The following is a 24,181-nucleotide window of genomic DNA, read 5'->3' on the forward strand; positions in this document are numbered from 1 at the left end:
TACTTTTTTGTATCTTGAGGAAACTTTTTTATTGATTTTTGTCAGTTACCGTGATATGCTTGAGAAAAACAAGGGAGGTGAAACTATATGACGCAGAATGAGCGTGTCAAGGAAGTGCGAAAGACCCTCGGTCTTACACTTGAAAAATTCGGTGATAGGCTCGGAATCAAAAAGGCAGCGGTTTCTAAAATAGAAAAAGGTGAAAATTCTCTCACCGACGCAAATATAAAAGCGATCTGTCGTGAATTTAGTGTTGATTATATGTGGTTGACGACTGGGGAGGGAGAAATGTTCGTCGAGACCGACGATGACTTTTTTGAAAGAATCGACCGCATCATGGCGGGTGAAAATGAGACCCGCAAAAATATGATAAAAATGCTCTTGTATGCCTCGGATGATGACATCAAGGCATTTGACAGACTTGTTGATTATTACATTTCTTTAAGAGCAGAAAACAAAAAAGACTGACAGTCTTTTTCAACTGCCAGTCTCGTGGGTGTACAGATATAAAACGAATTTATATATCCTCTTGAGGACTTTTTCGCTTTGTATCTTACCGACTAACTCAATGATAGTCTCTTTGTAATGCAAGGGAACACCACCCCTTTCCGAAACACATCATATCACATATTTCCATGATTGTGGAAATATCGGAGTTCATTTCCATAATTGTGGAAATCGTCTCCTGTTCCCGCTCACGGAACATGTCATGTGATACAATTATTTGTATTCGGATTCAAACAGGTCGGTGATTTTGACCTCCAGTGCAATCGCTATCGTTTCGAGTTGAAACAATGTCGGTGACACCTTACCGTTTTCGATGTTGTTGAGCGTCGATTTTCCGATTCCGGATTTCTTCGCCAACTCCATCAACGTGAACCCTTTTGAGGTTCTCGTTTCCCATAACAAAACTTTCATCCTGCTCACCTCCTTTCGTAAGGAAAGTGTACAAGGTGACAGATTTGTCCAAAAGAATGGAGGTGTTTTGCATGAAATACGGTGTCAGAAAACCGAATGTCAAAAAGAGCATAAAGGCAAGGACTACCGGAAAAGTAAAGAGGCAGGTCAAAAAGGCTGTGAATCCTCTTTATGGTAAAAAGGGAATGGGGATTGTGAATGACCCGAAAAAGGCTGCTTATAATGCAGTGTATAGTCGAACGACCGTCGGGGTCTCTGATGTGATGAAAAGTGCATCATCCGGAAACGGACACACATCCGCATCCTATGACGCACCTGCTCCAGTGAAAAAGGAATATTCCGACCGGACATATAATGTCTGCGGAATTATCCTCATGGTTCTCGCTGTTGTGCTTGTGCTTTTGGGATTGCTCCTGCTGCTTGCTGTTCCTGTTGGCGGTGTTGCTGCCATCCTGTTGGGTGTCGGCTGTTTTGCCATCGGTCGCAAGTATCGGAAAATTGTGAAAGAACGCTCTGAAAAATAGATTTGCACATAAAAAGACGACCCGTGCTGCAACACGAATCGCCTTTGTGGAATCTCTTATCTCATGCCCTGCAAAAAGCATTTTGATAGAATCCGAATCCTGTTTCATTCTACCATAAAACCGTGCTTTTTGCACTGGTTTTATTTTTTATACTCTTTTTTAGGATGGTGATTGAATGAAACTACCGAACGGGTTCGGGTCGGTCTATAAATTATCCGGAAACCGACGAAATCCCTATGTAGCAAAAAAGACAAAAGGGTGGGAAATTGACCCTATAACCGGAAAATCAAAACAATTATATATAACCGTCGGATATTACCCGACACGCAAAGAGGCTCTCACTGCATTAGCGGAATACAATAAAGACCCCTTTGATTTACACCATGCAACTATTACTTTCGAGGAAGTATATGAGAATTGGTCGGAAATCCATTTTGAAAAAATCAAGGACACGAATGGCTACAAGGCTGCTTTTAACACATCGAAACCCCTGTGGAAAATGAGATTTGTTGACATCAAACTGGATCACCTGCAAAGTGTCGTCGATAGCTCCGGCAAAAACACTCCCACACTTAAAACCTTGAAAATCCTGTGGGGTCTCATGTATGACTATGCTGTCATTCACGAGATTGTGTCTCAAGATAAAAGAGACATGGTCAGATACGTTGATATAAGCAAGGCGGGAAATCCGAACGCATACAACCGGAAACCTTTTTCAAAGAAAGAGATTTCTATTCTGTGGAAATGCAAGGATTCAAACATATATGTGACCGTCATCCTTATTATGATTTATTCCGGTGTCCGTATCGGTGAACTCCTCGACCTTGAGAAAAAGGACATCCATCTTGATGAACGATGGTTCTATGTGAAAGAATCCAAAACAGAGGCAGGAATCAGAGAAGTTCCCATTGCTGAAAAGATTGTACCATTCTTTGAATACTGGATGAACCGGAAATGTGACCATCTGATTTGTACACCCGACGACGAACCTTTTCAGTACCGGAATTATTATGATTCTTACTGGATTCCTCTGATGCTTGAGTTCGGTTTCGGGAAATTCGTCATTGATGAAACGAAAAGAGAACCTGTCTATGACGGACACCGCCCGCATGATACAAGACACACCTGCATCTCTCTCCTTACCGAAAAGGAAGTTGACGAGAGATTCATCAAGAAAATTGTCGGGCATAAAGGACAGGGTGTGACCGAAAACGTCTACACCCACATTGAACTCCCGACCAAACTTGAGGCAATCAATTTGATTTGATGGAGGTGTACCGATGGATAGAAAAGAATATAAACAGGCTTTTGATAGGGAACGCTATGAACGAATAGAGTTGAAAGTTCCTAAAGGAATGAAAAGTATTATCAAATCTCTTGCTAATGACAAGGGAATGTCTGTCAATGCGTATCTGCAAGACCTCGTCAGAAAAGACCAGTGCGGAATGTTTGACACGATGCAGATTGCAGAGAGGAACAGAGAAATGATTTCCGGAATCACTGGAAACATGCACGACGGATATGACATCATATTCAAGGATGGTTATTCCTGCCACTGTCGCACGAAAAAGGATGTCCGGTCTTGCATCATAGACCATTGCACTGAAAAAGGCGGTTGATACCGTCTTTTTTTTCTGTCCTACGGAGGACACGCAAAGTCCTACGGAGGACACCTTTTTTCGTGTTAGTTACCTGTGTGTTACCTGTTAGTTACCGGAACATTTTCGTGTGTTTTGAGGGTGTCTGATAGATTTTCAGAATATAAAGAAAACCCCGAAAATACTGGATTTTCGGGGTCTGTTGCTCTTTTTCGATATTCGGTTGAATTATCGCTTGCTGAACTGCGGAGCGCGACGAGCGGCTTTGAGGCCGTACTTCTTACGCTCTTTCATTCTCGGGTCACGAGTTAAGAAGCCTGCTTTCTTCAGTACCGGACGGTAATCAGCGTCTGCCTGAAGAAGTGCACGGGAGATGCCGTGTCTTACAGCGCCAGCCTGACCTGTGAAGCCGCCGCCACGTACATTTACAAGTACATCGAACTTATCAACTGTCTCGGTTGCTACGAGCGGCTGACGAACAACCACTTTCAGGGTCTCAAGACCAAAGTACTCATCGATGTCTCTTTTATTGATAGTAATCTTGCCGGTTCCCGGTACAAGGTATACTCTAGCGATAGATTTTTTTCTTCTGCCTGTTCCGTAAAATTTGTTAGCCATTATAGTTTCCTCCTTCCAGTGCCTTTAATTAAAACTTGATTTCTAAAACTTCCGGCTTCTGAGCTGCCTGCTCGTGCTCCGGACCTGCGTATACATGAAGTTTTGTAATCATGCTTCTTCCTAAAGGTCCCTTTGGAAGCATACCTTTAACTGCTAACTCGATAACCTTCTCCGGCTTCTTAGCCATCATTTCACGAAGGGTTGTCTCTCTCATGCCACCTACATAATCAGAGTGATTGTAGTAGATTTTCTGATCCATCTTCTTACCAGTTACTTTGATCTTCTCTGCGTTTACTACGATTACATAATCGCCGCAATCCATGTGCGGTGTGAAGATCGGTTTGTTCTTGCCTCTTAATACCTTTGCTACCTCAGATGCAAGACGACCTAATGTATATCCTGTAGCGTCAACTACATACCATTTTCTTTCGATTGTTGCTGGACTAGCCATAAAACTCTTCATTGGTTGACCTCCTGTTTTACTTCATATAATTGAGATTAACTATATCATGAAATGCCTGCTCCGGGGCTTTGGTGCCGACATCTTCCTGACTCATGTCATACTGACTTATTATATTACACGCTTCCGGACGTGTCAAGCGGTTTTTCCTTGAAAATACAAGGTTTTTTCCCCGGATTTACAAGATAAGTTCGTTTCATTCCATGCATCTGATATACGCATGGGATACACATGAAAAAGGAAGACTTCCTCCTCTCAGATTCCATCTTCCCTTTTCGCCGCTTTTTAGGTTGGTAATGAACTTTTTCTCTTTTCTCAAGAGAATTTATTTGAAGGAGACTGGGAAATCTCCGTCAAACCTTATTTTTCGATAAAACCGTTCCTGCAATGGCAGAACCGATTCTGCCTATTTCTGCTTCTTCGCCTCCAGATAATCATTCAGCTCCGTATTCAGGACATTGGTAATGAACATATGTCCCGGTGCGTGGGTAATGACTAACGGAAGTTTTGCATTTTCAATCGCTGCCTGAGGGGTAACGCCGCAAGCCCAGAATACCGGGATCTCACCCTCGCGGATCTCGACTGGATCGCCATAGTCTGGTTTGGAAATATCCTTGATACCGATCGCTGCCGGATCGCCGATCTGGACCGGACCGCCGTGTACGTTTGGATAACGGTCTGTGATCTCTTTGGCTTTCTGTGCGTTTTCTGGGGTCATGGGACGCATGCTGACAACCATCGGTCCCTTGAACACGCCGGCGCTCTCACACTGGATGTTAGTCTTGTACATGGAAACATTGCAGCCCTGCGCGATATGGCGCACTTCAATGCCGGCTTTCATAAGCGCCTCCTCAAAGGAGAAGCTGCAGCCAATCAGGAATGCAACCGAATCTTCTTTCCAATAAGAAGAAACATCTGTCACCTCATCGACTTTCACACCGTCGCGGTAAATGAAATATTTCGGGATGTCCGTCACGATGCTCGCGCCCTCGCCCATATCGTGGATATCCGGTGTGCCCTCTACGACTTCCAGGATTGGACACGGTTTCGGGTTCTTTCTTGCAAATTCTTTAAAATCATCCGCGTACTTCTTCGGCAGGATAACCAGATTTGCCTGTGCATATCCGGCACACATGCCAGCCGTCGGGCGGGTAATCTCGCCAGTCCGAATCAGTTTCCATACTTCCGGTGGTGTCATTTTGCTATAATCTGCCATATACGTTCCCTCCATATCTTTCAATACATCTGAGGTTTATCTGAATCTTTCAGTCTCTTCCTCTAATTCAACCATATATTCAGTTCCATCGATCACAACCCGGTAGGTTCCAATCGGATTCCAGTATCTCTTCGATTCACATCCAACCGCTACCTGAATCACCGCATCGAGTTCTCCGCACGGTTCCGGTACTTTTGCCAATTCTTCTTTGAGTGCCTTGAGTTTTTCCACCTGCTCAATGTAGAGCTTCTGTGCTTCCTCAACCGTTACTTTCTGGAAATGTACTTTATAACCCGGTCTGGACTGTGCAACCAGCGGAAGATCCACAGAGATAACGCCAGCAATCTTCGTATAACCGCCGGTGGTCTGATGATCCGCCATCATGATAATCGGTTGTCCGTGGGACGGCACCTGAATCGCACCAAAGGCGATACCGTCTGTGATAATATCGCCGCCATTTTTATGCTCGATGACCTCGCCCTCGAGACGGCAGCCCATACGGTCGGACTCATTCGTAAATGCATATGTGCTGCTTAAGAAAGTCTCTACACCTTTCTCGGTAAAGCAGTCATCCTGCGGTCCCATGACAACGCGGATGGTTTTCTCAGTCTGGGAGAAGTCCTCCGGCGTCACTTTTCTCTTTCTCATATTTGGAAGGGTCGTCTTCGGAGCGGCAAAACCAATCTCGTCCCCGCCACCGATCTTTCTTCCCTGATAACCGCCTACTTTCAGCTTTAAGTTGGTGGATTTGCTGCCCATCTGTACCGGGATATCCAGCCCGCCTGCTACTGCAATGTACGCGCGGCTTCCACTTGTCATACCGGCAAAGTTCATGGAATCGCCTTATGTACTAAAACTGCCTGATACATCGGAAGATCTTTTCCATTTACCTTTGGAACCAGATTGCCGCCGGTTACTGCGATAATATTGTCTTCTGTAAATTCCATCATCGGTCCCATCAGGGTTACTTCCAGAACCGCCTCGTTTTCATCATTTCCCACTAAAATATTCGCGATCGCTGCGGAACGCTGATCCATAACGCCTGATACAGACATACCGGACTCCTGATAGCCGGTGCGTCCCATGTCCTGTACGGTTGTGAGGAATCCGCCGCTTGCAAACTTAATGCCCATCTTTATACCTCCTTATCGTACACAACGTATTTGTAGGTTCCATCTTCGACTTCTTTTTCGATCTTTTTATACTCTTCCTCGGTTACTGCAGCAAACTTGATATACTGTCCCGCTTCCAGAAGCACTGGTTTCTCGCGGTCTGCATCATAGAGTTTTAACGGAGTCCGTCCAATTAACTGCCAGCCTCCCGGAGATGCTACCGGGTAGATACCGGTCTGCTCACCGGCAATACCGACGGAGCCGCCCTCAATCTTCACTCTCGGGCTCTTCAGACGCGGGGTTGCGATCTCTTTGCTCATGCCGCCCAGATATGGGAATCCAGCGATGAATCCAATCATGTAGATTAGATATTCTTCAGATGTATGAATCTTGATGACCTCTTCCACGGTCTTGTGATTGTGCTCCGCAACATTTTCAATATCCGGACCCATCTCTCCGCCGTAGAGAACCGGAATTTCGATAACGGTTGGCGGCGGGATCGGAATGCTGGATAAGGAACCCATCAATTTATCAAATTTTTCTGTGAGTGCCTTGAATCCGATCACTTCCGGATGATAATGTACTAATAAGGAGCGGTATGTCGGAACCGTCTCCACAATTCCCGGTATATCGCTTTTTTCAACCGCAATCTTGAATGCGCGGATTTTCTTGTTGATCTCCGGGCTGATTTCATTGCCAAACTCAACGCACACAGCGCTGTCGCCCGCTACAAGGTATCTTACCTCGCTCATATATACCTCCTGTCAGATAAACGAAGCCCCCGCCTGCCTGTTCTGCTTTTCTTCGAAAAACCTAAAAACTGCTTCCGACCCAACAAGCCAGTTACAGGGAAACGCCCGGCAGACCTGCTGCCATAAGCCAGCCATCTGCGTGCTCATCCAGCCAGTCCGCCGGGCGCCTGTCCGTTTAATCGTTTTTTATTATTTTACCACATTTTTTGCATTTTTTCATTCATTAACCAAAGATGGTAAGAATCTTCGGCAGAGCCTTGATTCCTGAGTAACCGGTCAGAAGAACAACGCATACACCAAGTACGATGAGTACGGTCGGATGTTTGTAATTTTCACCGACGATATCTTTCCTGCGGCTTGCCAGAAGAATGACAAGCAGTGTAATCGGAAGAATCAGTCCGTTTACGGAACCTGCCAGAACCAGAAGAGTTGCCGGCTGTCCAAGTAATGTCATGATAACGGTCGATACAGCGATGAAGCCGATAACGAACCATTTCTCATTCTCCATGATGAACGGATGCAGGGTCTTTAAGAAGGATACGGATGTATACGCTGCACCGATGATGGAGGTGATAGCTGCAAACAGGATAACCAGACCGAAGATCTTGTAACCGATGATGCCTGCGCCTGCCTTAAAAGCTGCTGCTGGCGGGCTTGCTACCCATGCTTCGCTTCCAACTACTTCCGGAGTTGCTGTAACAACGCCTAAAACTGCGAGGAACAGTAAAATTCTCATAACTCCCGATACGCTGATGCCCATTAATACGGAGCGGCGAACATGCGGAAGATCCTTGGTTCCGGAGAAACCTGCATCCAGAAGACGATGTGCACCGGAGAATGTGATGTAACCGCCGCAGCTTCCGCCAAGCAAGGTAATAATCGGGAATACCAGGTTCGGGAATTCGTTCAGATGTCCAACACTGCCGATTGCCTCAACAACCGGAGGTTTGGAACGGAATGCTACATAAAGTACGGTAACAATCATGATGCTTCCTAAGTATTTGGTCAGCTTATCCATGAAGTTTTTCGCATCCTTGGATAAGAAGATCAGGATACCGATGACACCGGCTACAACGGTTCCGACTTTCAGCGGAAAACCGAATACGATGTTAAAACCGGTTGCGGCGCCGCCGACGTTACCGATATTGAATACCAGACCGCCGAGAGACACAAGGAACGCGATGAAATATCCGAGTCCCGGAACAACTTTATTTGCGATATCTTGTCCACGCATACCGGACACACCGATGATGGACCAGATATTTAACTGGGTTGTAACATCCAGAAGAATGGTACAGATGATTGCCAGTGCGAAAATAGAGCCGTACTGACCGGTAAAGGTTGCGGTCTGCGTCAGGAAACCAGGTCCGATCGCGGACGTTGCCATCAGGAACGCGGCGCCAATCAGGGCTGTCGTGTTCGCATTACTTTTTTTCTTTTCTCCCATATTTCTCTTCTCCTTACATATGTATTAGCGGAACAGATTTTTAATCTCCACTCCCTCGGCTACCAGGGTCTCACGAATGTTCTTTACGAACTCCAGCGCTTTTGGGTTGTCTCCGTGTACACAGATGGAATCTGCCTTGATGGAAATGTCGTTTCCGTTGATGCTCTCAACTTTTCCTTCTTTTACCATTCTTACGACACGTTTGATTGCCAGGTCTTTATCTTTGATGACTGCTCCCGGAAGTTTTCTGGAAACCAGGGTTCCGTCATCGTTGTATGCACGGTCTGCGAACACCTCGCTCGCTGCCTGTAAACCAACCTCCTCAGCCGCCTTGATCATCTGGGATCCTGCCAGACCCATGAAGATGATATCTTTATCTACTTCATAGACTGCTTCACACATCGCTCTCGCCAGCTTCTCATCAACAGCTGCCATGTTGTAGAATGCACCGTGCGGTTTTACGTGCTGGATTTTTACGCCTTGGCTCTTAGTAAATGCGCTCAATGCGCCGAGCTGGTATTTCAGATATGCTTTCGCTTCTTCCGGAGTTACCACCATGTTTCTTCGACCGAAGCCCATCAGATCCGGAAATCCCGGATGTGCTCCTACTGCGGTTCCGTATTTCTTTGCCAATGCGATGGTCTTATCCATAACCATCGGATCACCTGCATGCCATCCACAGGCTACGTTGGCGGAAGACACGTACTGAAGAATTTCTTCATCCATACCAATCGTATAGTTACCGAAGCTCTCACCTAAATCACTGTTTAAATCGACATAAAACATGGTTCATTCCTCCCTTTCTTAGCTCACACATCTCATTTTTGCGGCTTAGCGTTTCTTCTGTCTGTTTTCAACAACCATCGGAAACTATTTTTAAGATGAGATGTTTTTTGTATGTTCCCCTTGTTTTTTTGCTTCTAATGATATTTTATCTGACTTTTATGTATTTTTCAATCATAATTTTAATATTTTTTAAAATAATTTAATTTATATACAAAAATCGTGCAAAAACGCACGTTTTGGGCGTGCGTTTTTGCACGATGTGATTTTTTGCACTCTTTTACCATTCATTCCTGCACCCGGTTTACCAGACAACCATTTTCGTCCTTCCTCCTGATACAGTTTTTCTGCTTTTTCTACTTCTCCCCGTCTTCCCGCTCCATCTTCCGTTTCATTGAGAACCGGGTGACGCCGAGCAGTGCCGCCGCCCGCGTCAGGTTATTGCCGGAAAGTTTCAACGCCTCCGACATATATCGTTTCTCCAGCGCCGCGACCTCCTGCTCGAGGTCGATCGGTCCTTTTTTCAAATCTTTCAGATAGATGCAGTCCCCGCTCTCCGGCCTTGCCTCCCGCTCGACCGGCGCCAACTCCACGTGTTTTTCCAGGATATTTCCCTGGCTGAAGAGAAAACAACGCTCAAAAATATTTTTAAGCTCCCTGACATTGCCTTTCCAGTCGTACAAGAGCAGCTCCCGCATGAAATCCGGATCCACTTTTTCGATATTGCGGGCAAAGGCTTTATTATAATAGTCAAGGTAATAGTCACAGAGCACCGGGATATCCTCGCGCCGGTCACGAAGCGGCGGAATCTCGATCTGCATGACATTCAGCCGGTAGAACAGATCCTCCCGGAATTGCCCCGCCTTGATCGCCTCCTCGAGATTTCTGTTCGTCGCCGCAATGATCCGAACATCAACCGCCGTGTCCTCCAGCGCGCCGATCCGCTTAAATTTCCGGTCATCCAGGAAGGTCAGAAGTTTCGTCTGCATCGCCATCGGCAATTCGCCGATCTCGTCCAAAAAGACCGTACCGCCGTCCGCCAGCTCAATCAAGCCCTTTTTCGTCTTGAGCGCCCCCGCAAACGCGCCGCGCTCGTAGCCAAAGAGCTCGCTCTCCATCAGATTTTCCGGAATCGCACCGCAGTTAATGCGTACCATCAGGTTATCCTTGCGGGCGCTGTTCGCATGAATCTGCCGCGCCACAACTTCCTTGCCCGTTCCCGTCTCCCCGCGCAGGAGTACATTGACCGACAAATTTTCCCCAAGCACCTGAATAAGGTGCCGGATCCGGGCAGCTGCCTCACTGACACCTAAAAACTGCGGCACATCGCCTTTCAGGAAGACGAGTGAATCCCGGTTGCGCTTCTGCTCCAGACACCGCTTGATCAGCATATCGATCTCATCCACATCAAACGGCTTTAAAATATAATCATATGCACCGCGCTTCGTCGCCTCAACCGCCTGGGAGACGGAACCGTACGCCGTCATCATGATGACCTGCAGTTCCTCATCTGCATTTTTGAAATTGACAATCTCATCCATCCCGACACTGTTTTCGAGGAGATTGTCGAGAAGGAGCACACCCGGATGATATTTCCTGACAAACTCCAGCCCTTCCTCGACGGTTGCGGCTGAATAGGCGTCATATCCCCTGTCTTTCAGTCCTTCCTCCAGTGTATAGCGAATCAGAAATTCATCGTCCACAATCAAAATTCGATCCATGTGCATCCTCCTCCCTGTTTCATAACATTATACTCTAAATACTAAATTCGTGAAATACCTCATTAAATGGTCACACTATACCATTTTCCCCGGAAATTTTAAAACCACGTCTGTCCCTACCCCCGGCTTGCTCACGATCTCCATCGTTCCTCCATTTGACTCCACCAGGCGGCTCACGATTGAGAGCCCAAGCCCGGTTCCGTTGATGCTCTTTGTATAAAATGGTTCCAGCGCCTTGGAGACTTCTTCCTCCGTCATGCCTTTTCCGTTGTCCCGCACCGTCACAATCACTTCTTTCTCCTGCGCGGCTGCCATAAGCTTAATCTGTCCCTCGCGGTCCGGTACCAGCGCCCTCAGGCTGTTGCTGATCAGGTTGTGAATGATCTGGCGAAACTCATTTTCATTGAGACACGCCCTCAGTCCCTCTTCTGCCTCCACAAAAAGCGATGCGCGGCGGCTGTCCGGTCCTTTCGCATAGATCATTCCGATCTCCTTTAAAACACCGGTCACAGAAATCTCCGTTTTCGGTGATTCACGCCGGATTGACAAAGTCAGAAGGTTCATGATCAGCGCCGTGACACGGTCGATCTCATGGATCATGCTGTCACAGAGCATTTTATCGCCGTCCTTGACCGTCCTGCCCTTTAAAAGCTGAATGCCGGAGCGGATGCCCGCGATCGGGTTCTTGATCTCATGCGCCAGCGTCGCTGCCATCCGGCTGGTATATTCCATTTTCGTGTAATTATCCATGTTTTTGAGCAGCCCCTCAAAGGTAACCGCCAGCTGTCCGATCTCGTCGTGGCGGCTGACCGCCTCAAACCGGTATTTCTGATAACTGCCCTTGTTTTCCTCGATTTCCTTACAGGTATGGCTCATCCGGCGGATGGGGCGCGTGATACTGTGGGAAATGAAAATGCTTGCCTGGCAGATGAGAATCAGCGACGCGATCGCGCCGACTACCAAATAGCTCTGCTGCTCTAAGATGCGTTCCCCGAATATTCTCTCATCCATCCGGTACTCCAGCCGCCAGCCAAATGGATTGTCCCCCTTGCTGACTGCCAGTACCGATGTGTTTTCCCAACGGGTTCCAGCCGTGATCTCCTCACCGTCACGGTCCAGAATCCGAATCCGCCCGCGCTCAAAATTCCGGTATTTTTCCGCGATCTCCTCCTCCGGCAGACGCTTTTCCAGAAAGTGCAGATCGCGGTTTACATCCTCAAACAGCGTATCCGCCAGCTCCAGCTCACTGTTTTTCTGCATCGTGTAGCCATTATAATAGGAAATCACGCTGAAACTGCCGATGACAAGGATTCCCACCAGAACAAAGGGAATCATGACCTCATTTTCAATCTGGAAAAACCAATTTGAAAGACGTTTCAGCCATTTATTCATCGCTCGTTTTCGCCTCCTTCTCGCTGTTGTCTGACAGCTTCATGTTTCCAAATGCCCGCCTTTAGCAAGCACGTTTTTTCCATATACTCTCCAGCACCGGGACAAGGACAAAAACCAGGGTCGAACACAGCGTCACCGGAAACCCCCAGTAAACCGGCAGCTCGCGTGGCTGAAGCAGCACTGTCCCGGTTACCCCTGTCACAAATGCCGCCCATGCGCCCGTCCTCGTTGCCCGCTTATAATAAAGCGTACCGTAGAGAAGTGGCGTCAGAATTGCTGAAAACAATCCCCAGATATCCGCGCCGAAAAACAGGCTGTTGGACGGTGGATTTAAGGAGAGCAGAAGCGCCAGCGTTCCGCCGAGAAAGATAAAGAGCTGCGTCAGCCCCAGGATACGGTCCTCTGTTTTCTTCCATTTTCCATACTGCGCCGCCACATCGTAGGACATCATCGAGCCAATCAGAAGCAGCTGCGAGTTCGCCGTCGACATGCACGCGCCGATCACGCTGATTAAGAAAAATCCGCTGAACCGTGATCGGAGCAAATAATTAATTGCGTAGACAAAAATATCGTCTGATCCGAAGTAATAGGACAGATAAGGAAACAGGATCCGAAGCCCCAGACCGATCTGGGTCAGGCAGAAATAAAAAAATGTCAAGAACACCAGCGAACAGATCAGGACTTTCCGCGCCGTCTCACGGCTCTTTGCCGCCACAATCCGGATCAGATACTGTGGGTTCGCTGCCAGCCCCATACCCCAGCCAAAAAACATCGTGAGGTACATGGTAAGGCTATAATCTTTCATCAGATTTCCAAAACTGTCCGTCCCGCTGCCCGCCGCATTTCGGCTAAACACCTCCGCGTTTGTCAGAAATCCGCTTCCCTCTATTCCTCCGACCACGACAAAATAGACAACCACTATACTGATCGTGAGCATGATAAGGTTTCCGCCATCCGTCTTGGTAACCGAATTGAATCCTCCAAAGGTAGAATACAGAATAAACAGATAAACCAAAAAAATTGCAACTTTATAATCAATATTTAAAAGCGTCGCCGCCGCAATTCCAAATCCCTTGATCTGGATCACCAGATAAAAAACGTAACCGCCCGAGAGCAGCAGCGCACAGCAGGTACGCAGAAAGCGGGAATGGTAGCGCTCCCCGATAAACTGCGGGATCGTGAGCATGTCGCAGTCATAGATACGGCCGCTGATGAGATACAGCAGCCCCGCGCCGATGAACCACGGGATAACCGTCACAGCGATCACTGAGGTTCCATTTTCAAAAACATTGCCCGTGTATCCCAGAATGGTCGCAGCGGACACCCAGGTCCCGACGAAAGTGGAAAACAGCCGCCAGAACCCGCATTTTCGTTCTCCGATAAAAAATTTCCCAATCGAATCGCTCTCACCGAACGATGATTTTCCTATAATCAGGATAATCAGCGAATAGACGCTGAAACATACCAGATAATCAAATGTTCTACTCATACTCACTGATATTCACCCTCGTAGACGGCTTCCAGCCAGCCTTCTTCCGTCTCCGGCTGCCGTCTCAGTCGGTAATATCCGCAGATGCTCCCCTCTTCTCCAAACGTATCCCGCACAAACACCCGTTTCGCGCCGTTTCGGTATGCCTGATGGATCACGCGGCGCAGCACGCCGTCAAGCTCTTCCGGCTCACAGCGCTCGATCGTGAGGTATGCAAGCCCTTTCTCCGGGACATTTCTCTGATCGAGCACATAGTGCCAGTGCTTATTTTCGCCCTCCAGGTACGGTGCCAGCTCTTTTTCATACTCCAGGCTTACGAGCGTCAGCCCGCGTGCTGGGATCGTAGGACCTGCTGCCGCCCGGTTTTTCTCCTCCAGAATCTCCTCCATCTTCTCCGGCGGGTAAACGCCCATGCCGATCTTAACCAGCGTCCCGGCGATGATCCGGACCATATTGTAGAGGAAACCGCTGCCGCTGATGCGGATCGTAATCAGGTCGTCCGCCTTCGTCACGGTCAGGCTGTAGATCGTCCGCACCGTCTCCTCCGCCTGCGTCCGCACCGTACAGAAACTCTTGAAATCGTGCTCGCCGATGAGATAGGATGCCGCCTTCTGCATTTTCTCTAAATCCAGATTGAAATAGCAGAAATGACTGTATAAGCGCTGCAGCGGCATATCGATCTTGCGGTTCAAAATCTTGTATTCATAGGTTTTCACGCAGTTTGCCTTGCGTGGATGGAAGGTAAGCGGCACCTCCTCCGACGCCTGGATCCGCACATCGTCCGGCAGGCGCTGGTTGAGTGCAAAGCAGATCTTATCCCCCGGAATCCGGCTCTCGGTATCGAAAACTGCCACATTTCCCATCGCATGGACACCCGAATCCGTCCGGCTCGCCCCGATGACCTGAATATCCTCTTTTAAAAGAGAAGAAAGCGCCTGGTTCAGCACCTCCTCAATGGTCACTCCGTTGGGTTGAAGCTGCCACCCGCAGTAGGCGGTTCCGTCGTAGGAGACCACCAGTTTAATTCGTCTCATATATATTCCTCTATTTCTATATTTATCCTCAAAAATCTATTTTCTGCTATTTATCATACCATATAATCCCCTTTTTTTGACAGATATTTTTTTATTGACCGTCTTTTCCTATGCAAAAAGCACCTTTGGATCCTTTCATCCAAAGATGCTTTTTTCTTAGCATTCGCCATATGCTACCAGCGGTTCTCCCTCACTTACCCCCAGTGACAAGGTATAGTAAAAGACCATGCCGTCAAGCTCTGATTCATAACGATACATCAGGCTGCCGTCAAGCCGCCGGATTTCTCCCAGTAAATCTCCTTTTTTCAGGCAGCTTCCTTCCCGGATAGCCGGATACCAGAATCCATTTCCCGGTGCCTCCAGATAGCGCATGATCCGAATCTCCCTTTGCTCTATTTTCCCGGATGGAAGTACCTCTGATTCCGGGGAGCTTTCTGAATCTTTTAAATTCATTCCTTTGACTGATTCCAGAATACTTTCTGGCAAAATATCCAGATGAACCAGCAGTTCATACAGGTTTATCCGATATGCATCCACCTCCCGTTCTGTCCAACGTCCCAGTCCGCCCCGTTCTAGTAGAAGAGCCGGGATTCCTTTCTGCGCTGCCCAGCTGTACAGACCATTTTTCGCCGTTGATGCCACTCTCCACGACAAAGACATCGCTCTTGCCGCTGCAGCCGCCTTTTTTTCTACCGTCTCGCCTGCTGCCACCGGAAAAAAGGCAAACGGAACTACCATCTCGTGAATATCTCCACTATGGAGATCCACGAGGAAGTCCGCATCTGGATACAGATACGTTTCCACAGCTGCTGCTATCTTCGCTGACCGGCTTCCCATTTCCGTTCCCGGAAATGCCCGATTTAAATTGACACCATCCTCCGGTACCAGCTGCTTGATTTCCTTATAAAATCCACCTTCATTAGCAATCGGAAGAAATACAACCTCTCCCTTCATCTGCCTCGGATCCAGTTCCTGAATCAGACGGGAAACTGCCAGAATTCCTATGTACTCACAGCCATGTACCCCCGCTGTAACAATCAACCGTTTTCCCGGTCTTGAACCACAGAAAGCCGCCGCTTTCAGGCTGCATTCCTCATCCACCGGAATTTTCAGCCACTGCTTCGTGCCTGCCTCCACCTTCGTTTCATATATTTTCATGTTCTATTTCCTGTTCTGAGAACTTTTCTGCTCCTTTTACTCAATTCCATCTAAACGATCGCCTGCAGCAGCCTGCGCGCATATTCATCCGTTGTCTTTCCCAGCTCCCGGACCGGACGGCATTCTGTGATATGTCCGCGGTATAAAAACAGCACCTCATCGCACAGATAGGTAACCGACGTCAAATCATGCGTAATAAATACATACGTCAGATTCAGTTTCTCCTTTAAATCTATAAGCAGATCCATAACCTGCACCTGCGTATGTGCATCCAAAGATGAAATCGCCTCATCGAACAGAATTATCTCCGGTTCGCAGGCTACCGCCCGGGCAATGCAGACTCGCTGGAGCTGACCGCCGGACAATTCATGGGGATATCGATCCAGAAAATCTGCACTTAGTCCCACCATCTCCATCAGCTCTCCGGCACCTTTTTTTATTTTCTCTCTTGAAAGCTTCCGGATTCCCTTTTTACGTGCTGCTGCCCGCTGTCCCTCCGCCAGAATATCCCGTATACGGAAACGCGGGTTCGCCGAGGTTGTATAATCCTGAAAAACAATACTGATTTTCTTCTGCAGATTCTTTCTCCCCTGACGGTTTCGATAAATCTCCTCCCCATCCAGAAGCACCTGCCCGGAATCCGGTTTTAAAAGTCCGCAAAGGACACGTCCAACCGTCGATTTTCCGCTTCCGGTTTCTCCTAAGATCCCTAGGCAGCTTCCCTTTTCCACCTGCAAAGATACGTCAAACAGCACCTGGTCCCTGGAGGTTCCAAACAATTTATCCTGACGCTCACTCCGGAAGCTGACACATATATCTTTTAATTCAAGCATAATTCCTCCTGATTATCCAGGCAAAGCCGGTAGCGCTCCATGACCGAGCGCCGTGTCTCTGCAAGCATCCGTGTATACGGATCCTTTGCATGCCTTAAGATATGTTCAAAATCGCCCTGTTCGACCAGTTTTCCTCCATTCATCACGACGATCTCGTCCGCAATCTTCGAAACCGCCCCCAAATCATGGGAGATAAATATCATCGCCGTATGACTTTCTTCCTTGATCCGCTGAAATTCCTTCAAAATTTCAGCCTGGGTGATGGCATCGATTGCCGTTGTCGGTTCATCTGCCACCAGAAGTGCCGGCTTCATCGCCAGTGCCAGCCCAATCATGATTCTCTGAAGCATTCCTCCGGAAAGCTGGTGTGGATACTGCCCCAGCACTTCCTCCGGATTATGAATTCTCATTTTTTCCAATACTTCCAGGGAAATCTCCCGGATCTTTGCCCGATCCCAATCTGTATGGGCTGCAAAGGTCTCGGCCATCTGGCTTCCAATCCGGTAAAGTGGATCAAAGCAGGTCATCGGATTCTGGAGAACCATGCCTATCTTCTGCCCACGCAGCCGCCGCAGTTCATCCCGTCCTGCCCGGCATAGATCCTTTCCCTCAAACCATGCCTGTCCTTCTATCCGGAACTGGCGGTCCAGAAGTCCCAGAATTGCTTTTACCGTCATGCTTTTTCCGCTTCCGGATTCTCCCAGAATACCCAGGCACTGCCCCGGCTCTACCTCAAAGCTTACATTCTCGACCAATTTTTTCTGTTTATTTCTGATTTTCAGTTCTACATTCAGTCCATCCACCCGCAGAATCGGCTGCACCCGCTCATGATTCAGGCTCATTTCTGCACCTCCTTCGGATCCAGCACATCCCGCAGGGCATCTCCCATCAGGTTAAACGCTGCTACCAGAATTACCACCGCAATTCCCGGAACCAGCATCTGTACCGGATTGCTGGTGAGGACATTCTTCGCCTCGCTCAGCATCGCTCCCCATTCCGGTGTCGGTGCCTGTACACCCAGTCCCAGAAATGAGAGGGTTGAAATATTGATAATCGCCCATCCGACATCCAGAGAGGATAAAACTGCCAGATCTGCCGCAATTGACGGTACAAGATGGCGAAATAATATAAAAGATTCTGGTGTTCCTATACATCGTGAAAAGCGCACAAAGTTCCGGTCACGATACTGCATAACACCTGTCCGGATCATCCGCGCATACCAGGCCCATTTAATAAACACATTGGCCAGAATTACATTCTGCACGCTGATTCCCAACAGGGCTACCACTGCAAACACCATGATCTGGCTCGGAAATGAAAGCATTACATCGACTGTGCGCATGATCACCTCTTCCACGATCCCGCGGAAATAACCTGCCAAAAGTCCCATCAACGCTCCCAGGCCAATCGTTCCAAGCATGGTCAGGACTGCCAGCCCCAGCGTCGGACGGATTCCATAAATCATTCTCGACAAAATACACCGTCCCAGATTATCGGTACCAAGTGGATACTGCTGGCTGAATCCGGCAAATTTATTTAAAATATCCGTTGCATACGGATCATTCGGTGCGATAAACGGTGCAAAGATCCCTATGAGCGCCACGATAAGCACCAGACCAATCGTTCCAACGGCCGCCCGGTTTCGAATCAATCGTCCTACCATCAATGACTCTCCTTTCTAAGACGCGGATCTGAAATTGTCTGAAGAATATCAAATAATAAATTAAATCCGACAAATAGTACTCCGATCAATAGCACATACGTCTGGATCACCGGATAATCCCGGTTAAAAATCGAGCTGATACAGAGTGTCCCAAGCCCCGGCCAGGCAAATACATTCTCAACGACGATCGTTCCGGAAATCAGCTGCGGTATGCTCATTCCGATCGCTACAATACAAGTATGCATCGAATTTTTCAAAATGTGTTTAAGAAGAATCTGCCGGTTTGGAATGCCTCTCACATTGGCATAGAGAACATAATCCTGTTTCATGTTTTCCAACATATTATTGCGGATCAGGCGGATATACGTCGATATATAACTCAATGATACCGTAAACGATGGCAGAATCAGGTGTTTAAAGCTCCCGCTTCCGCTCGTTGGAAGCAGATCCAGCTTGATCGAAACCAGCCAGATCAGAAGAAGCCCTACCCAGTATGCAGGCATCGCCGTTGTCATAAAAACAATCGCCCGCATGATGCGGTCAAACACACCATCCTTATAAACGGCACAGAGCACTCCAATCGGAATGCTCAGTACCAGAACCATCACAAACGATACACCCGCAAGCTGCAGAGTCGCCGGAAGACAGCGCATCAGTTCGCCCGCAACTGTACGGCTCGGATTGACGTAACTGATTCCAAAATCTCCCCTCAGACAGTCAGCCAGCCAGGAAATATATCGTATCAGATATGGTTTGTCCAATCCAAGTTCCGCCCTTACCTGTGCCACCGCTTCTTCTGTAATAATCGGTACCTGGCGGATGCGCAGTGCCACCTCCGCCGGATCGGATGGTATCAGGTTAATAAACACAAAACACACAAACGAAATAATAATAAGAAGCGGAATTGCCGACAGGATTCGTTTTATGATATATTGTTTCATTTATTTTTCCTTTATTTCTTCTCTCCAAAATAGAAATCAGCGAACGGAACCTCATACTGAGTCTGCGTAAAATGGAAGCCCTGCAGATCCGAACGGTAGATTGCCTTATTGCACTCATAAGTAAGCGGAATATAGACCGCATCCTCATGCAGACGGGTCAGCACAAATGTATACAGCTCCTGACGGCGCTCTTCATCCGTGGAAACCAGGATCTCTGTAATCGCATCATCGATATCTGCCTTATCTTCCAGTCCCTGCTGTGCCGCAAAATCTCCATAAACCGGAGCGCGCATCGCCGCCAGGGAGGACTGCGGGTCATACGGAGTTCCCCAGCAGATATTAAATACCATGTCAAAGTTTCCAGCCTTCATACTATCACGGTAAGACTGTTCTTCCTCTCCATGAATGTTCAGGGAGACACCCAGCTTCTGGTATTCGCTCTGGAGGTACTCCGCAATCGCTTTTTCCGTCACACTATCGCTGTTATAAAGCAGCTCCAGTTCCATTTTCTGGCCGTCTTTTTCACGTACGCCGTCTCCAGCCAACGTCCAGCCTGCTTCCTCCAGCATCTTCGTTGCTTCTTCCACATCATACTCATATGGGGTCAGATTGATATCGCAGTAAGGAACGGTAGATGCAAACAGTGTATCCGCCGGCTGTTCCAGACCATAAAAAATACCTTCTGAAATCGCTGCTTTGTTTGTCGCATGCTGAAGTGCCTTACGCACTTCCTTCTCATCCAGAATATCACGGGTTGTATTCAGTACAATCTGCCGGGTCGAGGTCGGATCCGATAACGCAACCGTAAAATTGTCATTTCCCGTATACTGGTTAATTGCATCCGCATCAATCATATTTTTACCGAAAATCAGATCAATTTCCCCTTTTTCCAGTGCCATGATACGCGTCTGATTATCCGGTATTACTTTTACCGTAATCTTTTTGATGGACGGCTGCTCCCCCCAATAGTTTTCGTTTGCTTCAAATACTGCATACTCATCTGTCACAAAATCGGTCAGGACATATGGACCTGTTCCAATGTATTCGTTTACGCCATCCTTTGTGCTTCCGTCCTTCATCGCCTTCGGAGAAATCATTGCAAACGGACGGGTAACTCCCAACTCTGTCAGCAGAGGATAGTACGGCTCCGACAGTTCGATCACAAAGGTTTTATCATCCGGAGCCGAAACCCCAACCAGAAGATTCATCATTTCCAGCCAGGTGTGACGATCTTTGTTTTCAATGATTGCATCAAAGTTTGCCTTGATCGCGTTGGCGTCACACACCTCTCCGTCCGAAAATTTCACTCCATCACGGATGTGGAACGTGTAGGTCTTTCCATCTTCACTGATATCCCAGCTCTCTGCCAGGCAGCCCTCATACCCATTTTCTGTAATATTGACTAAGGTCTCGTAGAGCATTTCCTGTGCATACATTTCACCTGCATACAGATGTGGATTCAGATCACGGATATCCCGATAATTAACAAATACCAGTTCATCCTTCGTGCTCTCTGCCGATGCACTCTGCTCTGATTTTGTCCCTTCTGTACTGTTTGAAGCGTTTCCGCCACATCCAGCCAAGACAGCCACGGAAAGAACACCAGCTGCCGCTATGAGTCTTTTACTTTTTTTCATATATGTCCTCCTGTTATGCCTGACGCAGGTTTGAAAGCCTGCATCTCTTTTATCTACTTTGTTAAAACAATTCGTTTTTACCGGCAGATAAAAGGATAACATAGTTACGCACAACTAACCACTATCGTTTTACAGGGGGATTGCTATAACGATTTGTTATATCTAAACAATTAAAGCATTTTTTTGAAATGTTCTAAAAACCACGCTGCCTCCGCACTCAGCTTTTCTTCATTCTGGTAAATATATCCGATTACCAGAAATGGTTCACTATTCCGGATCTTCAGATTACGGATTGGATATTGTTTATAATCCTCATATAAAAAATCAATTCCCAGGCTGCAGATATCGCTCTGCATCAGGAGATTCATTGTCATATGATCGCTATTGGTATGTACAACCGTATTCAGCATATCCGTGCTGATCGCTCCCAGGCTCACATGGTTTAAATGATGCTCCATTGAGAAAAAATCCCGGATTCCGCTGACGAATTTTAACTGCGGAAGCTCGGTAAAATCGATACTCTCATCCTCATAACGCGGATGATTTGGTCCCACATAAACACAGGCAGGTTTGACATCCAGTTCCTGAAAAGACAATTTTTTGTGGGACAAAATATGCCGGAATGCCGGAACCTGTTTCTGTGCTACATACACAATCCCCAACTCCGAAATTCCCTGGGATACCTGATCACTAATCTCCTCCACACTGCCTTCCCGGTGGGAAATCTGGCACTCGCAGCCATATTTCTTATAAAAATCTGTCAGAAGCCTCGCAATCATGTTGCTCGGTAGGTAGAAACGGTAAATTTCCGTTCCTGCGTATCTTCTGCCAGCGAGTTAATAAGACTCACATGATTTAAAATATTGTGTGCATACTCCCGGACCGTTTCTCCATATGGGGTAACCCTGAGCCCTCTGCTTGTCCGCTCAAATAACGCACGCCCCAGCTCCTGTTCCAGCATCCCGATCACCTTGCTGACATTCGGTTGGGATGTGTATAGGCATTCTGCTGCCTGATTAAAACTACCTTTTTCACAGGCAACCATAAAATATTCAAGCTGTTTTAATTCCATTGAAGTCCTCCTTCTGTTGTTCTCCATTCCACCTTATGTTAGCTGTAACTAACCAAAATACAAAAATCAAGAGGCACACAGCTTGCACAGCCTATGCACCTCTCTTTCGGTTCCAAAAGTGCCTACCCGCGGACAGTAACCCCTTTTTCGCTAAAAAACGATCCGCAGTACAATCACAATTCCCAGATAAGCCAGAAGAATCAAGTAGGTAATCCGGTCTCTCCTCTCATAATGCAGCGGCTTCATCTTCGTGCGCCCACTTCCGCCCCGGTAGCAGCGCGCCTCCATCGCCATCGCCAGATCCGTCGCGCGGCGGAACGCCGATACGAAAAGTGGTACCAGAATCGGGATCATGCTCTTTGCCCGCTGTACGAGATTGCCAGATTCAAAATCAGCGCCTCTCGCCATCTGTGCCTTCATGATCTTATCCGTCTCCTCAATCAGAATCGGGATAAAGCGCAGCGCGATCGACATCATCATCGAGATCTCATGCACCGGCACATGGAGACGGTTCAAGCATCCCAGACTCCGCTCCAAGCCGTCCGTAAGCTGATTCGGGGTCGTCGTCAGCGTCATGACAGAGGAACCAATCACCAGATACATCAGGCGCAGACCCATGAAAACTGCCAGCCGCAAGCCCTCATGCGTCACTTTTAAAAATCCAATCTGGAAAATAACCCGTCCGCTCGTCAAAAACAGGTTAAAGCTGATACTGATAAGTAACAGGAACACGATCGCCTTGAGTCCCCGCACGATAAATTTAAATGGTACGCGTGAGGTGCGGACCGCCATCGCCAGAAATACGGTTGCCACTGCATAGCAGAGCAGGTTGTCCGCGAAAAATAATGAAATAATGTAGATCAGCGTTCCAAACAGCTTGGTACGCGGATCCAGCCGGTGAACCACTGATTCGACCGGATAATACTGTCCGATTGTGATATCCCGTATCATTGTTTCTCCCTCCGCTTGTTATACAGCGCCAGAATCGCCTCCCGCGCCTCTTCTACCGTCGTGATCGTGTCGTCGATCGGAATCCCGCGCTCCCGAAGTCCCTGCACCACATAAGTGATCTGCGGCGCGGCAAGACCGATCGCCTCTAACTCCTTGTAATGGCGGAATACCTCCTTCGGCGTATCGTCAAACATCTTCACGCCGTCGTTCATGACCATGATGCGGTCCACGTAGCGCGCCATGTCCTCCATGCTGTGGGAAACCACCAAAATCGTCAGCCCGTGCTCCCGGTTCAGGCGCTCGATCTGACCTAAAATCTCATCGCGCCCCTGCGGATCGAGTCCCGCCGTCGGCTCGTCGAGGATCATCATCTCCGGACGCATCGCCAGTACACCCGCGATCGCGACGCGGCGTTTCTGTCCGCCGGAAAGTTCAAACGGGGACTGCTTATAAAATTTTTCATCCATGCCGACCAGCTTTAAGGCATGGCGGGCACGTTTTTCCACCTCTTCCTGCGGAAGCCCCAGATTTTTCGGTCCGAAACAGACGTCTGTAAAAATATCTGCCTCAAAGAGCTGGTACTCCGGATACTGGAACACCAGCCCCACTTTACTCCGCAGATCCTTTAATTTATAACCCTGGCTGTAAATGCTGACACCCTGATACTTAATGTCGCCGCTGGTCGGCTTGATCAGACCGTTTAAATGCTGGATCAGGGTTGATTTTCCCGATCCAGTGTGACCAATCAGACCGACAAATTCGCCGTCCTGAATCTCAAAACTCACGTGCTTTAATGCCTGGCGCTCTAACGCCGTGCCCTCGCCGTAGGTGTAGCACAAATCTTCTACCTGTATTGCCATCT

General features: G+C 47.9%; 25 protein-coding genes and 1 pseudogene. 4 read left to right on the forward strand and 22 right to left on the reverse strand.

Going from position 1 to position 24,181, the window contains the following annotated elements; genetic code table 11:
* Window positions 1–87 precede the first annotated feature (87 nt).
* Window positions 88–468 (forward strand): helix-turn-helix transcriptional regulator, encoded by a 381-nt coding sequence (locus tag DW085_RS11860; protein ID WP_118492914.1) that lies wholly within the window; start codon window positions 88–90, stop codon window positions 466–468.
* 252 nt (window positions 469–720) lie between these two features.
* Here DW085_RS11860 and DW085_RS11865 read toward each other — a convergent pair whose 3' ends face one another.
* A complete protein-coding gene (locus tag DW085_RS11865) occupies window positions 721–918 on the reverse strand; it encodes a helix-turn-helix transcriptional regulator (RefSeq protein WP_004605235.1) in 198 nt (65 codons plus the stop codon).
* 71 nt (window positions 919–989) lie between these two features.
* Between DW085_RS11865 and DW085_RS11870 the strand changes: the two genes are divergently transcribed.
* From DW085_RS11870 to DW085_RS11880, 3 genes are all read left to right on the forward strand, one after another.
* Window positions 990–1,442, forward strand: a complete 453-nt coding sequence (locus DW085_RS11870; RefSeq protein ID WP_069424311.1) for a hypothetical protein — start codon at window positions 990–992, stop codon at window positions 1,440–1,442.
* Between the two features lie 175 nt (window positions 1,443–1,617).
* Complete coding sequence (locus DW085_RS11875) at window positions 1,618–2,709, forward strand: tyrosine-type recombinase/integrase (RefSeq protein WP_100932016.1); 1,092 nt, start codon at window positions 1,618–1,620, stop codon at window positions 2,707–2,709.
* A gap of 13 nt (window positions 2,710–2,722) precedes the next feature.
* Window positions 2,723–3,061 (forward strand): hypothetical protein, encoded by a 339-nt coding sequence (locus DW085_RS11880; RefSeq protein WP_003506114.1) that lies wholly within the window; start codon window positions 2,723–2,725, stop codon window positions 3,059–3,061.
* Between the two features lie 207 nt (window positions 3,062–3,268).
* On the opposite strand, the gene rpsI is transcribed toward DW085_RS11880, so the two are convergent.
* The 21 genes and pseudogenes from rpsI to DW085_RS11980 form a co-directional block, all read right to left on the reverse strand.
* Window positions 3,269–3,658: a 30S ribosomal protein S9 gene (gene rpsI, locus DW085_RS11885; RefSeq protein WP_022358510.1), complete on the reverse strand. Its 390-nt coding sequence runs from the start codon at window positions 3,656–3,658 to the stop codon at window positions 3,269–3,271.
* Window positions 3,659–3,686: 28 nt separating this feature from the next.
* On the reverse strand, window positions 3,687–4,121 hold the full coding sequence (gene rplM / locus DW085_RS11890) for a 50S ribosomal protein L13 (protein ID WP_107000767.1): 435 nt from the start codon (window positions 4,119–4,121) through the stop codon (window positions 3,687–3,689).
* A 403-nt stretch (window positions 4,122–4,524) separates the two neighbouring features.
* Window positions 4,525–5,334 carry a putative hydro-lyase gene (locus DW085_RS11895; protein WP_022358508.1) on the reverse strand — a complete coding sequence of 270 codons (810 nt, stop codon included), beginning with the start codon at window positions 5,332–5,334 and terminating at the stop codon, window positions 4,525–4,527.
* A 36-nt stretch (window positions 5,335–5,370) separates the two neighbouring features.
* Window positions 5,371–6,467 (reverse strand): annotated as a pseudogene (locus tag DW085_RS11900) (biotin-dependent carboxyltransferase family protein).
* 2 nt (window positions 6,468–6,469) lie between these two features.
* Window positions 6,470–7,198: a 5-oxoprolinase subunit PxpB gene (gene pxpB / locus DW085_RS11905; RefSeq protein WP_022358506.1), complete on the reverse strand. Its 729-nt coding sequence runs from the start codon at window positions 7,196–7,198 to the stop codon at window positions 6,470–6,472.
* A 223-nt stretch (window positions 7,199–7,421) separates the two neighbouring features.
* A complete protein-coding gene (locus DW085_RS11910) occupies window positions 7,422–8,645 on the reverse strand; it encodes an NRAMP family divalent metal transporter (RefSeq protein ID WP_117796818.1) in 1,224 nt (407 codons plus the stop codon).
* Window positions 8,646–8,669: 24 nt separating this feature from the next.
* Window positions 8,670–9,431 carry a 5-oxoprolinase subunit PxpA gene (locus DW085_RS11915; RefSeq protein WP_022358636.1) on the reverse strand — a complete coding sequence of 254 codons (762 nt, stop codon included), beginning with the start codon at window positions 9,429–9,431 and terminating at the stop codon, window positions 8,670–8,672.
* 353 nt (window positions 9,432–9,784) lie between these two features.
* Window positions 9,785–11,149, reverse strand: coding sequence for a sigma-54 dependent transcriptional regulator (locus DW085_RS11920; protein WP_107000771.1), 1,365 nt, complete (start codon window positions 11,147–11,149; stop codon window positions 9,785–9,787).
* 75 nt (window positions 11,150–11,224) lie between these two features.
* The gene (locus DW085_RS11925; RefSeq protein ID WP_117796482.1) at window positions 11,225–12,541 is read right to left on the reverse strand and encodes a HAMP domain-containing sensor histidine kinase; all 1,317 of its coding nucleotides are present in this window, start codon (window positions 12,539–12,541) and stop codon (window positions 11,225–11,227) included.
* A gap of 61 nt (window positions 12,542–12,602) precedes the next feature.
* Window positions 12,603–14,030, reverse strand: a complete 1,428-nt coding sequence (locus DW085_RS11930) for a sodium:solute symporter family protein (RefSeq protein WP_107000773.1) — start codon at window positions 14,028–14,030, stop codon at window positions 12,603–12,605.
* Between the two features lie 2 nt (window positions 14,031–14,032).
* Window positions 14,033–15,064 carry a tRNA pseudouridine(38-40) synthase TruA gene (truA, locus tag DW085_RS11935; RefSeq protein WP_118492916.1) on the reverse strand — a complete coding sequence of 344 codons (1,032 nt, stop codon included), beginning with the start codon at window positions 15,062–15,064 and terminating at the stop codon, window positions 14,033–14,035.
* Window positions 15,065–15,220: 156 nt separating this feature from the next.
* The gene (locus tag DW085_RS11940) at window positions 15,221–16,222 is read right to left on the reverse strand and encodes a succinylglutamate desuccinylase/aspartoacylase family protein (RefSeq protein ID WP_118481850.1); all 1,002 of its coding nucleotides are present in this window, start codon (window positions 16,220–16,222) and stop codon (window positions 15,221–15,223) included.
* 50 nt (window positions 16,223–16,272) lie between these two features.
* Entirely contained in the window at window positions 16,273–17,055 is a 783-nt protein-coding gene (locus tag DW085_RS11945) for a dipeptide/oligopeptide/nickel ABC transporter ATP-binding protein (RefSeq protein ID WP_117796485.1), read from the reverse strand.
* Window positions 17,043–17,897 (reverse strand): ABC transporter ATP-binding protein, encoded by an 855-nt coding sequence (locus DW085_RS11950; RefSeq protein ID WP_107000777.1) that lies wholly within the window; start codon window positions 17,895–17,897, stop codon window positions 17,043–17,045. Before DW085_RS11950 ends, DW085_RS11945 begins: the two co-directional genes overlap by 13 nt.
* Window positions 17,894–18,718, reverse strand: a complete 825-nt coding sequence (gene opp1C, locus DW085_RS11955) for a nickel/cobalt ABC transporter permease (RefSeq protein ID WP_107000778.1) — start codon at window positions 18,716–18,718, stop codon at window positions 17,894–17,896. Before opp1C ends, DW085_RS11950 begins: the two co-directional genes overlap by 4 nt.
* Entirely contained in the window at window positions 18,718–19,659 is a 942-nt protein-coding gene (gene opp1B, locus DW085_RS11960) for a nickel/cobalt ABC transporter permease (protein WP_117796486.1), read from the reverse strand. Before opp1B ends, opp1C begins: the two co-directional genes overlap by 1 nt.
* An 11-nt stretch (window positions 19,660–19,670) precedes the next feature.
* Window positions 19,671–21,296 carry a nickel ABC transporter substrate-binding protein gene (nikA, locus tag DW085_RS11965; RefSeq protein ID WP_118481853.1) on the reverse strand — a complete coding sequence of 542 codons (1,626 nt, stop codon included), beginning with the start codon at window positions 21,294–21,296 and terminating at the stop codon, window positions 19,671–19,673.
* A gap of 170 nt (window positions 21,297–21,466) precedes the next feature.
* A complete protein-coding gene (locus DW085_RS11970; protein ID WP_243022410.1) occupies window positions 21,467–22,075 on the reverse strand; it encodes a LysR substrate-binding domain-containing protein in 609 nt (202 codons plus the stop codon).
* The gene (locus tag DW085_RS19850; protein WP_243034018.1) at window positions 22,072–22,368 is read right to left on the reverse strand and encodes a LysR family transcriptional regulator; all 297 of its coding nucleotides are present in this window, start codon (window positions 22,366–22,368) and stop codon (window positions 22,072–22,074) included. Before DW085_RS19850 ends, DW085_RS11970 begins: the two co-directional genes overlap by 4 nt.
* 150 nt (window positions 22,369–22,518) lie before the next feature.
* Window positions 22,519–23,319, reverse strand: a complete 801-nt coding sequence (locus tag DW085_RS11975; protein ID WP_107000781.1) for an energy-coupling factor transporter transmembrane component T — start codon at window positions 23,317–23,319, stop codon at window positions 22,519–22,521.
* The gene (locus DW085_RS11980) at window positions 23,316–24,179 is read right to left on the reverse strand and encodes an energy-coupling factor transporter ATPase (RefSeq protein ID WP_107000782.1); all 864 of its coding nucleotides are present in this window, start codon (window positions 24,177–24,179) and stop codon (window positions 23,316–23,318) included. Before DW085_RS11980 ends, DW085_RS11975 begins: the two co-directional genes overlap by 4 nt.
* Window positions 24,180–24,181 lie beyond the last annotated feature (2 nt).

The sequence above is a fragment of the Clostridium sp. AF50-3 genome, assembly GCF_003477445.1.
Taxonomy (GTDB): domain Bacteria; phylum Bacillota; class Clostridia; order Lachnospirales; family Lachnospiraceae; genus Otoolea; species Otoolea fessa.